Raw genomic sequence first — 12,887 nt, forward strand, 5'->3', positions numbered from 1 at the left:
GGTATGAAAATACTGGTTATCGGGCCGTCGTGGGTTGGCGATATGATGATGTCGCAAAGCCTGTACCGTACCCTGCTGAGCCTTCATCCCGGCGCGGAAATAGAGGTGATGGCGCCCGATTGGTGCCGTCCGTTGCTAAACCGTATGCCGGAGGTGAAGCAGGCGCTGTCGATGCCGCTTGGCCATGGCGCGTTGGCGTTGGCGCAGCGGCGGCGGCTTGGCCTCAGCCTGAAAAAGCAGCATTATCAGCAGGCCATCGTACTGCCCAACTCCTTCAAATCCGCCCTGGTGCCTTTTTTTGCCGGCATCGCCAGGCGCACCGGCTGGCGCGGTGAAATGCGCTACGGCCTGTTAAACGATCTGCGCGTGCTGGATAAAACCGCGTTTCCCCTCATGGTGCAGCGCTATGTGGCGCTGGCATATGATAAAGCGGATATCCGCAGCGCGGAGGATTTACCGCAGCCATTGCTCTGGCCGCGCCTTGAGGTCCGGCGGGATGAAATCCTGGCTGCCCGCGCCGCCTTTTCCCTCACCACGGAACGGCCGGCCATCGGTTTTTGTCCCGGCGCGGAATTCGGGCCGGCCAAGCGCTGGCCCCATTATCATTACGCCGCGCTGGCAGGCACGCTTATCGCCCGCGGCTATCAGGTCCTGCTGTTCGGCTCGGCGAAAGATCGCGCCACCGGCGACGAGATAACCGGCATGCTGGAGGCGTCCGCGGGCGAACACTGCCGCAATCTGGCGGGGCAAACATCCCTTGAACAGGCGGTGGCCCTGCTGGCCGGTTGTCGGGCGGTGGTCAGCAACGATTCCGGCTTGATGCATATCGCCGCCGCGCTGGAGAGACCCCTGGTGGCGCTTTACGGCCCCAGCAGTCCCGATTTTACCCCGCCGCTGGCCCGGCATGCCAAAGTGATCCGTTTAATCAGCGGTTATCAGCGCATCCGTAAAGGGAGCGACGCACAAGGCTATCATCAAAGCCTGATGGATATCCAGCCCGAGCGGGTGGCGGCAGAGCTGGACACACTGCTCGCTGCGGATGAGGGGCGCTGATGCAGGTGCTGATTGTCAAAACCTCCTCCATGGGCGACGTGCTGCATACGCTGCCCGCCCTGACCGACGCCATGCATGCGTTGCCGGGCATTCGTTTTGATTGGGTGGTGGAAGAAGGTTTTGCGCAGATCCCCTCATGGCACCCGGCGGTCGACCGGGTGATACCGGTGGCAATCAGGCGTTGGCGCAAAAACTGGTTTGGCGCGGCAACCCGCCAGGAACGCTGCGACTTTAAGCGCCAGCTGCAGCTAAAACGCTACGATCGGGTGATCGATGCGCAGGGATTGATAAAAAGCGCCGCGCTGGTGACCCGGGTTGCCCGGGGGGAAAAACATGGACTGGATGGCAAAAGCGCGCGTGAACCTTTTGCGAGCTGGTTTTATAATCATCGCCATCACATCGATCGCCAGCAGCACGCCGTTGAGCGCATTCGCCAGCTGTTTGCCGTCAGCCTCGGTTATGACGTGCCGGCGGGACCCGGGGATTATGCCATTGCCGGACATTTTACCGGCGCCGCCGCCCGGCATGATCCTGTCGCGCCTTATCTGGTTTTTTTGCATGCCACCACCCGGAAAGAAAAACATTGGCCGGAAACGCATTGGCGCGAGCTGATAGAATTGTTATCGCCCAGCGGTTTTGACATCAGGCTGCCCTGGGGCACCGCGTCGGAATATGAACGCGCCCTGCGTCTTTCGGACAATTTCCCTTCAGTTGTGGTGCTTCCCAGGCTTAATCTGGCGGGAGTGGCCGACGTGCTGGCCGGCGCGACGGCGGTGGTCTCGGTTGACACCGGCTTAAGCCATCTTGCCGCCGCGCTCGATCGGCCGAATATTACGCTATACGGTCCCACCGATCCCGGGCTTATTGGTGGTTACGGCAATAATCAGCATGCATTGCAGTCAGAGGATAACCGGCTGGAGAATCTCCCGGCAACGCGTGTTTACGCCGAGTTGGCTGCCCTGTTATCGCGTGAGGCAAGCGGACGAATTAACTAATGAGCTATGTGTTTCTGTTTATTTTATTGCTACCAATAAAGTTAGCGCTAAAGCCATTCCAAAAGCACACTGGTAGAAATTTAATTATCCAAACCGCCAAGATTGGCGATTTTGTCAATATCACGCCGCTGCTGCAGCAGCTTGGCCGATCGGACGCGCTGCTTAGCCGGACGGTGGCGCCGCTCGCCTCCCGCGACAGCACGCTGGCGGACTACTTTTTTATTGAAGAATACAAATCCGGCTTGTTAAAAAAAATGCGTTTGGCGCTGAAGCTGCTTAACCGCTATAGCAATGTCTACCTGCTGCAACCCAATAGCACCAACCTGTTTTACGCCGCCGTCTGCAATGCGCCCAATAAACAGTTTCTTACCGTCTACACGCGCAAATGGTACCACGGCATTTTTTATCTGACGGCCTCAGGCTGCGTTGAACACCGCCGCGACACGCTGACGCTTGAGAACTACCTGAAGCTTGCCGACCGCTCTCTGACCTGGCGCAGCCAGCCCAAACATGCCACGTTTCCGCTCTGGCAACCGCCGCGGGCATTGCCGATACCTGACGCGCCGGGGAAAATAAAAATCGGCATCAGCATCTCCGCCGGCAATAAAGCCAAAACCATTCCCGCCGCCGTCTGGGGGCAAATCCTGGCCACCCTTGCGCCCCTGCCCTGTGTTTTTTATGTTTTCGGGCCACAGGATGAACAGCGCTACCTGGACGAGTTTTACCAGGTTAACGGCGACGCCGGCAATGTGGTTAGCCTGGTCGGACAGTTGCGGCTTGAGGAAATTCCCTGCGCCATAGCGCGCATGGATTGCTACATAGCATCGGATTCGGGCAACGTGTATATCGCCGACGCGCAGCGGGTACCGGTAATCTGCCTGGCGGGCCCATGCTGTATGGCCGAACAGCGGCCTTTGGGCCAGGTGCTTATCATCGCGCCGGCGGATATTGCGCCATCATCGTTTGTATTTTCCGCGCCTTACCGCTTTGAACACTCGCCGCTCAGATTATTTGCGCTAACGCCGGCTAATCGCGACGATATTTTCGCCTTTGTTGCTAGACTTAGTCATAAGGAAGTGATCAATGGATAGCAAAGTCGTGACAAACATGATTGAGCATCAAGAGATGCTCATTGATACGTTGCCGGCCGCCTCCCAACCTGTCTGTCATATTGCGTTTGGCGTTGATAACCAGTATGCGCGCGGTATGGGTGTAACGTTGTTTTCTTTGCTGGAAAATAATCCGGATAGCTATTTTCATATCCATATTTTCAGCAACGGCTTGGCCGATGACGTCAAAAAGAAGCTGCTTACCCTGGTGGCGGGGCGCGCGCTTGCCATGACATTATACAAATACCATAGCGGCTGTTTTGATGACATGCCCTGTATCGGCCGGTATGCCAAAACGATTTACTACCGTATTTTTATTCCGTTAATACTTAAGGACAGGGTGTCGCGGGTGATCTATCTGGACGCGGATACGTTGTGCATTGGTAGCATCAAGCCCTTGATTGATCTCTCTTTTGATAATTACACCCTCTGCGCGGTCAACGATAATAAACGCGCGCGCGCTACGCTTTGCCCGGAGCTGAGCCTGGCCTCGGGAAATTATTTTAATTCGGGGTTTCTGTATATCAATGTCCCGCTATGGCTGGAGCGTAACACCACCGCGCGCTTGCTGAAGGTACTGAACGAAAAGGGCGATTATTTCCGTTTTCCCGACCAGGATGCGCTTAACCTGGTGTTGGAAAAAGAAGTCCTGCTATTGCCTAAAAAATATAACTACATCTATGATATTATTGCCAATAAGGTCAATCATCGGCCCAAACTCCCCGCCGATACCGTGCTGATCCACTACACCGGCAAATGTAAACCCTGGCATTTATGGGGCTCGGGGCCGTTGGCCGATCTCTACAGTACGTATTATCTGCGTACGCCCTGGCAATCCGAACCCTTGGATATCCCGGTCAAACATAAGGAAATGAAGCGCTACGCTTATGTGCTTTGGTTTCAAAAGCGTTATTCTGATAGCCTGATGTGGCTGATAAGATACATAAAAAATAAATATTTCCATGCTGGAACCGCTAAATGATTGCTTTGAATAATGCTTATCGCTGGCGCAATGTTGATCACGTTCTTTCGCTGACCTACTTTTTTCTCATCAGTATTTCCATCGCTTTTTTTTTGTTTTCAGGACCGGTGAGCCGCAATGCGTTTTACATCCTGACCTATATCAGCGTCATACATTTCCTCATCCTGGTTTTCAAAGTCGATAAAAAAATTCATTTTTACGTTTTTCCGACCTTGTTTTTCCTGTTGGGCCTGAGCAAATTAGTGTGGCTGTCGTTAACCAGCAGTCCCGATTTCCCCTTGGTTGCCTACCATTATCAAATTAGCGGTAAGCGTATGGTTCTGGGGGCTTTTGTGCTTTACTGCATCGAACGCAACAGGACAACCTGGCATTTCAGCTTCCGCGCCGCCAACCTCGCCGGCTACCTGATGTTTGCGCTGCTGGCGCTCATCGCTATTACCGATACGCTGCAATACCTGAAGACCGGCGTGCGGATAAAAATCAACGCCGATGCCGCCACCTCGGGCGCCTATATGCTGGTGCTGTTTTCAATGATCGCCGTCTACTGCCTGCGCCGATTTGCGCCGCATCTCTACCGTCCGCTCTGCCTGCTGGCCATCGGCCTGACCCTGGTGACATTGTTGGCCACCGAGACCCGTTCGGCCTTGGTGTTTTATGGGATATTCGTGATCTTTTGCCTGGGGCATGAATTGTTTTACGGCAAAAAAAACCATAAACGCATTTTTGCCACCGCCATTGTGATTTTAGGCGTCTGCGCCCTGCTCTACGGCAAATCCTATTATCACCCGGCGTTGGACCGCCTGGACGGTATCCAGCAAGAGGCGGAGCTCTATATGCAAGGTCAAAACAGCACCTCGCTGGGAGCGCGCCTTAGCTTATGGAAATCCGCCTGGCACAGTTTTGGCGAGCACCCGTTCGGACAATCGGTGGACAGCCGCAATGCGCTGGCAACGCGCTATATTCAGCAGCACGAAGCGGGAAACCAGGAAGCATTGAATAACGTACAATATCACATGCATAACGATCTGCTGGATACGCTCTCATTACAGGGTATCTTTGGCGCGCTTTTGATGCTGGCGGTGTTTGTGGCGCTGCTGGTTTACCCGTTTGTCCTGTTTTCGGGCGCGGGGGCATTTTTACTGCTGTCGCTGCCGGTGGTTATCTTTAGCCAGGTCGACTGTCAATTTTATAATCGCGAATCGCCCTACTTTATCATGATGGTTTTGGGTTATCTGCTGCTGTTGCGCCAGGTCGCCCCGGCCCCCGAAACGGTAAAAAGCCGGGTAGACAGCGCTGATAAGACCACCAATGCCGTTTAACCATGCAAGCCTATCGGCCGATACGGCCCGGGGGTATAGCGTCACTTTGGCCGGAAAGTTTATTGTATGACTGCTAACATGCCGTCCGTAGCCCCCGTTAAGCTGAGCGTCATTATCCCCCTGTATAACGCGGGCGAAAAGTTTGCCGCTTTTATGGATTCGCTGCTCGCCCAGACGCTGCATGACATTGAGATCATTATCGTCAACGACGGTTCCACCGACGGTTCGCAAACCCTGGCCCAAAAATATGCGCAAGACTACGGGCATATTACCGTTATCAACCAGCCCAACGGCGGCGTATCGCGCGCGCGCAATGCCGGCCTGGCCATTGCCCGCGGCGCTTATGTCACCTTCCCCGATGCCGACGATCTGCTGTATCCCGCGCTGTACCAGACGCTCATGGACATGGCCGAGGGGGATGACCTTGACGTCGCCCAATGTAACGGCGAGCGTTTTTTCCTTGGCTCGAAGCGCATTAAAACGTTAATACCGCCGGAGCGCCTGACATCCACCGGGGTGCTGGACGGACCGACCTGGCTGCGCAAGGCCCTGGCGACCAGACGCTATTTGCATGTGGTATGGCTTGGCATCTATCGCCTGGCGTTGATAAGACAGCTCAACCTCAGCTTTGAGCCGGGATTGCATCATCAGGATATTCCCTGGACCACGGAGCTGATGTTTAACGCCCGCCGGGTGCGCTATACCCAAGAGGTGCTGTACCGCTATTACATCCATGATCAGTCCATCAGCAATCAAAAAAGAACCGGCATGAAAAACGTTGAGTACCAGCGCCATTACATCCGCATTGCGCAACGCCTGGAAGAAATAAACCAACGCTATCGCGGCAAGATAACAATGTATCCCGAATTCGCCTTCCAGGTGACGCATGAAGCATTATCCGTTTGTCATTCCCTGCGCCGCGAACCTGACCCGGCGGCCAGGCAAATCATGATTAATGATATCTTTGCCAGCGGAACCCATAAGCGTATGATCCGCAATGCCCGCGGCATTAAGCAGTGGTACCAGCTATTGCTGTGGCTGCGCAGGATCTATGCGTGGCGCGAGCGCTGAATTTTAGCGTAATTCCATGGTCTGAGTTATCAGAATATCAATAGGTCTGCGCCAACATGTCCATTCGCCATGCCGTTCCATCCGCCCCGGTAAAAAGAATTCTGTTAATCAAACTACGCCATCACGGCGATATGCTGTTGACCACGCCGGTTATCAATACCCTGCGCGGGCACTATCCTGATTGCGAAATCGATGTTCTGCTCTACAAAGAAACCGAAGCCATACTCCGCTACCATCCGGCAATAGCGGTTATCCATGCCATCGATCGTTCCTGGAAAAAACAAGGCATCCGCTATCAGCTTAAACAGGAGCTGGCGCTGCTGAAAAGCATTCGCGCCCGCCATTTCGACCTGGTGATCAACCTGGCCGATCAGTGGCGCAGCGCCGCCATCACGTTATTAAGCGGGGCGCCGGTGCGCATCGGCTTCAATTATCAAAAACGGCAGTCGTTTATCTGGCGCAGGGCGCATACCTGCCTGGTCGCCACCGACAACCATGGCGCGCTGCATACCGTTGAGCAAAACCTCAGTATCCTGGCGCCGCTGAATATCGCGATTACCGACCGCCGCGCCTCGATGCACTACTCCCCCGACGACGAGGCCAGCCGGCGGCGCCTGCTGGCCGAACGCGCCGTCACCGGCGAATATATCGTTATCCAGCCCACGTCGCGCTGGACCTACAAATGCTGGGACGACGCCAAGATGGCGCAGTTAATCGACGCCCTGCAATCCCAGGGATTAGCCATTATCCTCACCGCCGGGCCGGATAAAAAAGAGCGCGACATGATCGCGCATATCCAGTCCCTTTGCCATAATCCCCAGGTCGTCTCCCTGGCGGGGGAGCTGACGCTGACCCAGCTGGCGGCGCTTATCGATCATGCCAGGCTGTTTATCGGCGTCGATTCGGCGCCGATGCATATGGCCGCGGCGCTCAATACCCCCTGCGTGGCCTTGTTCGGCCCGACCAAACTGCAGCACTGGCGGCCGTGGAGCGATAACAGCACCGTGATCTGGGCCGGCGATTTTGCCGAGATCCCGCGGCCCGACGCCATAGATACCCGGACACGGGAGCGTTATCTCGACGCCATTCCCGTTGAGACGGTATTGGACGCCGCGCGGTATTATTTATCAACAGCACCGTAAGCAGGGCATGATGAAAAAAACCAGGCTGGCGATAGTCCGGCAAAAGTACCGCCCCGACGGCGGCGCGGAGCGTTTTATTACCCGGGCGCTGGATGCCCTGGATAATTCCGGGCTGGAACTGAATATCCTGACACGGCAATGGTCGGGCGAACCCCGGCCCGACTGGCATGTGCATATCTGCAACCCGGCCAAATGGGGCCGGGTGTCCCGTGAGCGCGGTTTTGCCCGGGCCGCCCGGCGTTGCTGGCAACATGAGCATTTCGATTTAGTGCAAAGCCATGAGCGTATCGCCGGCTGCGATGTTTTCCGCGCCGGCGACGGCGTGCACCGGGTCTGGCTTGAGCAGCGGGCGCGTATTATCCCGGCGCACCAGCGGTGGCTGACCTCGTTAAGCGGCTATCACCGTTATGTGCTGGCGGCGGAAGAGGCGATGTTTCACGCGCCCGAGTTAAAAAAGATCATTTGCAATTCCCTGATGGTGAAAAACGACATTATCCGTTGCTATCAAGTGCCGGAAGAGAAATTTTCCCTGATTTACAACGCCATCGATTCGACCCGCTTTTATCCCGCCGCGCCGGAACAGCGCAGGCGCGTCAGGGAGCACATGGTTATCCCGGAGCAGGCCTGCGCCCTGATCTATGTCGGTTCCGGATTTGAACGCAAAGGACTGAAAGCGGCCATCGCCGCCATCGCCGCCACCGATCGCTACCTGATCGTGGTGGGCCAGGATAAGCAGCAGGATAAATATCGCGCTTTCGCCCAGGGATTAGGCTGCCTGCAGCGCATTCGTTTTGTCGGGGTACAAACGGACGTACTCCCCTTTTATCATGGGGCCGACGGTTTGATTTTACCCACCCTCTACGATCCGTTCCCAAACGTAATACTGGAAGCCATGGCCTGCGGCCTGCCGGTGATTACCAGCGAGCGCTGCGGCGGCGCGGAGTTTATCGAGGCCGGGAGAGAAGGATTTGTCTGCGATGCGCTGGATATCAAAACGCTGACGGAGTGCGCCAACGCCATACCTTCACGCCAGCGCCAGCCCGGGATGGGCCTGGCCGCCCGCGAACGGGTGAAAGACTGTACTCCCGCGCGTCTTTCCCAGCAATTGACCGGGCTATACACCCAATTGTTATCCGTATAAAAACACTTGATATAATGTGGGAAAGCGACTTATCTGTTAGCATGGACGCGCTTAAAATGCGCTTTTAATAATTTGGTTAAACATTAACTCTGCACACCAGCCGCGGTGCCTTACTATAGCTAACTATAATGATCTATAACATACTCATCTATCTTATCCAGCCGCTGATATGGATTCGGTTATTATGGCGCAGCCGTAAGGCGCCGGCATATCGCCGCCGCTGGGCTGAACGCTACGGATATTGCCAGGGCAAGGTAAAACCCGGCGGCATTATGCTGCATTCGGTATCGGTCGGCGAGACCCTGGCGGCGATACCTTTGGTACGCGCACTGCGCCACCGTTACCCATTTTTGCCCATTACCGTCACCACCATGACGCCCACCGGCTCGGAGCGGGTCCAGTCCGCCTTCGGCAAGGATGTGCACCATGTTTATTTGCCCTACGATCTGCCGGGGGCCATGAACCGTTTCCTGAACCAGGTGAATCCCAAGCTGGTTATCGTGATGGAAACCGAACTTTGGCCTAACCTGATCAAAGCCCTGCACAAACGTAAAATCCCCCTGGTGGTCGCCAACGCGCGTTTATCCGCCCGCTCCGCCGCCGGTTACAAAAAATTCAGCACGTTTATCGCCCGGATCATGGAGCGGATTACGCTTATCGCCGCGCAAACCCAGGAAGACGGCGACCGCTTTCTGCAACTGGGGCTGAAACGAAACCAGCTGGCCGTCACCGGCAGCCTGAAATTCGATATATCAGTCACCCCGGAACTGGCGGCGCGGGCGCTGACGCTGCGGCGCCAGTGGGCGTCGCGCCGCCCGGTATGGATTGCCACCAGCACCCACGAAGGTGAGGAAACCCTTCTCCTGCAGGCCCATCGCCAGCTGCTGGCCGCCTTTCCCGATCTGCTGCTGATCCTGGTGCCGCGCCATCCGGAACGCTTCCCGGTGGCGCGGGAAATGACGCAAAAGGCCGGTTTAACCTCGATATTACGCAGCTCCGGCGATATTCCCGCTCATGATACGCAGGTGGTGATCGGCGACACCATGGGCGAGCTGATGCTGCTGTACGGTATTGCCGATCTGGCCTTTGTCGGCGGCAGCCTGGTCGAGCGCGGCGGCCATAATCCGCTGGAGGCCGCGGCCCATGCCATCCCGGTGCTGATGGGCCCCCATACCATCAATTTCAAGGACATCTGCGGCAAGCTTGCCGAAGCCGGGGGATTGATTACCGTGACCGACGTCCCGACGCTGGTCAAGGAAATCACTACCCTGTTGACCGACGAAGATTATCGCCTGTATTACGGCCGTCACGCGGTGGAAGTGTTGCACCAAAACCAGGGCGCCCTGCAGCGGCTGCTACACTTGCTGGAGCCATACCTGCCACAGCGGAGTCAATAAATGCCGTCGCAAACGCGTCTGTCGGTGGTGCTCATTACCCATAACGAAGCCGGGCTGCTGCCGGACTGCCTGGCATCGGTGCAATGGGCGGACGAAATCGTGGTGCTGGACTCATCCAGCACCGACTCGACGCGCCACATCGCCCTGCAGGCCGGCGCCCGGGTTTTTGAAGCCGAAGGGTGGCCGGGCTTCGGTAAACAGCGCCAGCGCGCGCAGGGGTACGCCACCGGGGATTTTATCCTGATGCTCGACGCCGATGAACGGGTAACACCCGGCCTCAAGCGCGCCATTGAACAGATAATCCGCCTGCCCCCCCAACCTGATACCGTTTACAGCTGCGCGCGCTCCAACCTGTTTCTCGGCCGCTTTATGCGCCACAGCGGCTGGTATCCGGATCGGGTGGTACGGCTGTATGCCCGCGAACACTTTCGCTACAACGATAATCCGGTGCATGAATCCCTGGATATCGGCAGCGCGCGGGTCGTCAAACTTGAAGGTTGCCTGCAACATCTTACCTGCCGCGATCTGATGGCCTTCCAGCGCAAACAGCTGCAATATGCCGAGGCCTGGGCGCTTGAGCGCCACCGGCAAAATAAAAAATGTGGTTTTTTCGCCATCATCGGACATACGCTCGGCGCGTTTATCAAGACCTGGCTGCTCCGCGCCGGTTTTCTGGACGGCAAGCAGGGTTTGTTGCTGGCAATAGTGAACGCGCAGTATACATTTAATAAGTATGCCGCCCTGTGGGCGCTTGGCCGCACTATCAAGAGAGAAGCCTGATGACAACCAAAGCCATTTATCCGGGCACCTTTGATCCGCTCACCAATGGCCATCTCGATTTGGTGACCCGCGCCGCGAAGATGTTCGACCACGTGATCTTGGCCATTGCCTACAGTCCGAGCAAAAAGCCGCTGTTTTCCCTTGAGGAACGCGTCGACCTGGCCCGGCAGGTTACCGGCCATTTGCCCAACGTCGAGGTTATTGGTTTTAGCGATCTGATGGCCAACTTTGCCCGCCAGCAGCAGGCCAATATCCTGGTGCGCGGACTGCGGGCGGTATCGGATTTCGAATATGAAATGCAGCTGGCCAAGATGAACCAGCACCTGATGCCGGAACTGGAAAGCGTGTTCCTGATGCCGGCCCAGGCGTGGTCTTATATCTCATCGACGCTGGTCAAAGAGGTCGCCCTGCACGGCGGCAACGTCGATCATTTCCTGCCGGACCCTATCGCCCGGGAAGTTAACGCGCGCCTGCAGCCCTGACTCAATGCTGGCAGTGGGGGCAAAAGAAGGTGCTGCGCTGGCCGTGCTTCGCCGTCTGGATCGGTGTCCCGCATACCCGGCAGCTTTCTCCCCCGCGCCCATAGACCTGCAGTTCCTGCACAAAATAGCCGGGCTTGCCGTCCGTTTGCATAAAATCGCGCAGCGTGGTGCCGCCCTGCGCTATAGAACGCAGCAATACCGCCTTGATGGTTTCCGCCAGCAGCCCGGACTCGGCCTCGGTCAGCGAACCGGCGGGGCGCCCGGGCAGGATGCCCGCCACAAACAGCGACTCGCTGGCATAGATATTGCCCACGCCCACCACCAGTTTATTATCCATCAGCCAGGGTTTGACCGGCGTGCGCTTATTGCGTGATTTGCCGAACAGCCAGCGGCCGTTAAATTCATCGCTCAGCGGCTCCGGCCCCAGATGCGCGAGCACGCGGCTGGTGGCCAGATCGGCGCTCCACAGCCAGGCGCCGAAACGCCTGGGGTCGGTATAGCGGATGGTGCAGCCGTTGCTCATCAGCAGATCCACATGGTCATGTTTTTCCGGCGCCGCCGGCTGAGGCAAGACACGCAGGCTGCCGGACATACCCAGGTGGATAATGATCCAGCCGTCGCCAAGCTCCAGCAGCAGATATTTGGCCCGCCGCTGCACGCTGATGACCAGACGGTCGCGCAGGGCGATGATTTCGTCGGACACCGGCCAGCGCAGGCGCGCGTTGCGCACCACCGCCCGGACAATATGCTGACCGGCGACCCAAGGCTCTATGCCGCGCCGGCTGGTTTCCACCTCGGGTAGTTCTGGCATATACCACCTGTTGTTTTTTTAATGCCGCGCAGGCACATGTTGCTCAGGTAAAATAACATGATGATAAAGAGCGCGAAGCACAATGGCCCTTTTCAACAAAACGCCTGCAAAACACGTCATAAAAAAACCCGGCCGGGGCCGGGTTTTTTGCAATCCGCTAAAATTATTTGATTTTAGCTTCTTTGTAAAGTACGTGCTGGCGTACAACCGGATCGAATTTTTTCAATTCCAACTTTTCCGGTTTGGTACGTTTATTCTTCGTAGTGGTATAGTAGTGACCAGTACCAGCAGAAGAAACCAGCTTGATCTTCTCGCGAACACCTTTAGCCATGATTCAGTTCCTTAATACTTTTCACCGCGGGCACGCAAATCGGTCAAGACCGTTTCGATGCCCTTCTTATCAATCACACGCATACCTTTAGCAGATACACGCAGCGTAACAAAGCGTTTTTCGCTCTCAACCCAAAAACGGTGAGAGTGCAGGTTAGGCAGAAAACGGCGTTTGGTCGCATTCATTGCGTGGGAGCGGTTGTTGCCGCTCACCGGGCGCTTGCCGGTAACTTGGCAGACTCGGGACATGTCTATTCTCCAAAAATCTAATCAGC

14 protein-coding genes are annotated in these 12,887 nt (G+C 56.3%); 11 read left to right on the forward strand and 3 right to left on the reverse strand.

The window, feature by feature from the left end:
* Positions 1-3 precede the first annotated feature (3 nt).
* The 11 genes from rfaF to coaD all read left to right on the forward strand — a co-directional run bounded on the left by rfaF (position 4) and on the right by coaD (position 11,471).
* Complete coding sequence (gene rfaF, locus ACL2XG_RS15480; RefSeq protein ID WP_413721804.1) at positions 4-1,053, forward strand: ADP-heptose--LPS heptosyltransferase RfaF; 1,050 nt, start codon at positions 4-6, stop codon at positions 1,051-1,053.
* Positions 1,053-2,048, forward strand: a complete 996-nt coding sequence (gene rfaC / locus ACL2XG_RS15485) for a lipopolysaccharide heptosyltransferase RfaC (RefSeq protein WP_410012735.1) — start codon at positions 1,053-1,055, stop codon at positions 2,046-2,048. Before rfaF ends, rfaC begins: the two co-directional genes overlap by 1 nt.
* Entirely contained in the window at positions 2,048-3,139 is a 1,092-nt protein-coding gene (locus tag ACL2XG_RS15490; RefSeq protein WP_413721803.1) for a glycosyltransferase family 9 protein, read from the forward strand. Before rfaC ends, ACL2XG_RS15490 begins: the two co-directional genes overlap by 1 nt.
* Complete coding sequence (locus ACL2XG_RS15495; protein WP_410012737.1) at positions 3,132-4,139, forward strand: glycosyltransferase family 8 protein; 1,008 nt, start codon at positions 3,132-3,134, stop codon at positions 4,137-4,139. The genes ACL2XG_RS15490 and ACL2XG_RS15495 overlap by 8 nt, the downstream gene beginning before the upstream one ends.
* On the forward strand, positions 4,136-5,458 hold the full coding sequence (locus ACL2XG_RS15500; protein WP_413721802.1) for an O-antigen ligase family protein: 1,323 nt from the start codon (positions 4,136-4,138) through the stop codon (positions 5,456-5,458). Before ACL2XG_RS15495 ends, ACL2XG_RS15500 begins: the two co-directional genes overlap by 4 nt.
* Before the next feature lie 66 nt (positions 5,459-5,524).
* On the forward strand, positions 5,525-6,529 hold the full coding sequence (locus ACL2XG_RS15505; protein WP_410012739.1) for a glycosyltransferase: 1,005 nt from the start codon (positions 5,525-5,527) through the stop codon (positions 6,527-6,529).
* A 56-nt stretch (positions 6,530-6,585) separates the two neighbouring features.
* Positions 6,586-7,671, forward strand: a complete 1,086-nt coding sequence (rfaQ, locus tag ACL2XG_RS15510; protein ID WP_410012740.1) for a putative lipopolysaccharide heptosyltransferase III — start codon at positions 6,586-6,588, stop codon at positions 7,669-7,671.
* Positions 7,672-7,681: 10 nt separating this feature from the next.
* Positions 7,682-8,812: a glycosyltransferase family 4 protein gene (locus ACL2XG_RS15515; protein WP_413723525.1), complete on the forward strand. Its 1,131-nt coding sequence runs from the start codon at positions 7,682-7,684 to the stop codon at positions 8,810-8,812.
* A 128-nt stretch (positions 8,813-8,940) separates the two neighbouring features.
* Complete coding sequence (waaA, locus tag ACL2XG_RS15520; RefSeq protein ID WP_413721801.1) at positions 8,941-10,209, forward strand: lipid IV(A) 3-deoxy-D-manno-octulosonic acid transferase; 1,269 nt, start codon at positions 8,941-8,943, stop codon at positions 10,207-10,209.
* Positions 10,210-10,989 carry a glycosyltransferase family 2 protein gene (locus ACL2XG_RS15525; protein ID WP_413721800.1) on the forward strand — a complete coding sequence of 260 codons (780 nt, stop codon included), beginning with the start codon at positions 10,210-10,212 and terminating at the stop codon, positions 10,987-10,989.
* The gene (gene coaD, locus ACL2XG_RS15530; RefSeq protein WP_410012743.1) at positions 10,989-11,471 is read left to right on the forward strand and encodes a pantetheine-phosphate adenylyltransferase; all 483 of its coding nucleotides are present in this window, start codon (positions 10,989-10,991) and stop codon (positions 11,469-11,471) included. The genes ACL2XG_RS15525 and coaD overlap by 1 nt, the downstream gene beginning before the upstream one ends.
* A 1-nt stretch (position 11,472) precedes the next feature.
* Here coaD and mutM read toward each other — a convergent pair whose 3' ends face one another.
* The 3 genes from mutM to rpmB form a co-directional block, all read right to left on the reverse strand.
* The gene (gene mutM, locus ACL2XG_RS15535) at positions 11,473-12,282 is read right to left on the reverse strand and encodes a bifunctional DNA-formamidopyrimidine glycosylase/DNA-(apurinic or apyrimidinic site) lyase (RefSeq protein ID WP_410012744.1); all 810 of its coding nucleotides are present in this window, start codon (positions 12,280-12,282) and stop codon (positions 11,473-11,475) included.
* Positions 12,283-12,445: 163 nt separating this feature from the next.
* Positions 12,446-12,613, reverse strand: coding sequence for a 50S ribosomal protein L33 (gene rpmG, locus ACL2XG_RS15540; protein ID WP_012882902.1), 168 nt, complete (start codon positions 12,611-12,613; stop codon positions 12,446-12,448).
* An 11-nt stretch (positions 12,614-12,624) separates the two neighbouring features.
* Positions 12,625-12,861 (reverse strand): 50S ribosomal protein L28, encoded by a 237-nt coding sequence (gene rpmB / locus ACL2XG_RS15545; RefSeq protein ID WP_132924257.1) that lies wholly within the window; start codon positions 12,859-12,861, stop codon positions 12,625-12,627.
* Between the last annotated feature and the right edge of the window lie 26 nt (positions 12,862-12,887).

The sequence above is a fragment of the Sodalis sp. RH24 genome (assembly GCF_047324145.1).
In the GTDB taxonomy this organism is placed as follows: domain Bacteria; phylum Pseudomonadota; class Gammaproteobacteria; order Enterobacterales; family Enterobacteriaceae; genus Acerihabitans.

Bases quoted from the DNA above. Each gene is read 5' to 3' on its own strand.
- waaA (WP_413721801.1), top strand. From the start codon at position 8,941: ATGATCTATAACATACTCATCTATCTTATCCAGCCGCTGATATGGATT.
- coaD (WP_410012743.1), top strand. From the start codon at position 10,989: ATGACAACCAAAGCCATTTATCCGGGCACCTTTGATCCGCTCACCAAT.
- ACL2XG_RS15495 (WP_410012737.1), top strand. From the start codon at position 3,132: ATGGATAGCAAAGTCGTGACAAACATGATTGAGCATCAAGAGATGCTC.
- ACL2XG_RS15490 (WP_413721803.1), top strand. From the start codon at position 2,048: ATGAGCTATGTGTTTCTGTTTATTTTATTGCTACCAATAAAGTTAGCG.
- ACL2XG_RS15525 (WP_413721800.1), top strand. From the start codon at position 10,210: ATGCCGTCGCAAACGCGTCTGTCGGTGGTGCTCATTACCCATAACGAA.
- rpmB (WP_132924257.1), bottom strand. From the start codon at position 12,861: ATGTCCCGAGTCTGCCAAGTTACCGGCAAGCGCCCGGTGAGCGGCAAC.
- ACL2XG_RS15515 (WP_413723525.1), top strand. From the start codon at position 7,682: ATGAAAAAAACCAGGCTGGCGATAGTCCGGCAAAAGTACCGCCCCGAC.
- ACL2XG_RS15505 (WP_410012739.1), top strand. From the start codon at position 5,525: ATGACTGCTAACATGCCGTCCGTAGCCCCCGTTAAGCTGAGCGTCATT.
- rfaF (WP_413721804.1), top strand. From the start codon at position 4: ATGAAAATACTGGTTATCGGGCCGTCGTGGGTTGGCGATATGATGATG.
- rfaQ (WP_410012740.1), top strand. From the start codon at position 6,586: ATGTCCATTCGCCATGCCGTTCCATCCGCCCCGGTAAAAAGAATTCTG.
- ACL2XG_RS15500 (WP_413721802.1), top strand. From the start codon at position 4,136: ATGATTGCTTTGAATAATGCTTATCGCTGGCGCAATGTTGATCACGTT.
- rfaC (WP_410012735.1), top strand. From the start codon at position 1,053: ATGCAGGTGCTGATTGTCAAAACCTCCTCCATGGGCGACGTGCTGCAT.
- rpmG (WP_012882902.1), bottom strand. From the start codon at position 12,613: ATGGCTAAAGGTGTTCGCGAGAAGATCAAGCTGGTTTCTTCTGCTGGT.
- mutM (WP_410012744.1), bottom strand. From the start codon at position 12,282: ATGCCAGAACTACCCGAGGTGGAAACCAGCCGGCGCGGCATAGAGCCT.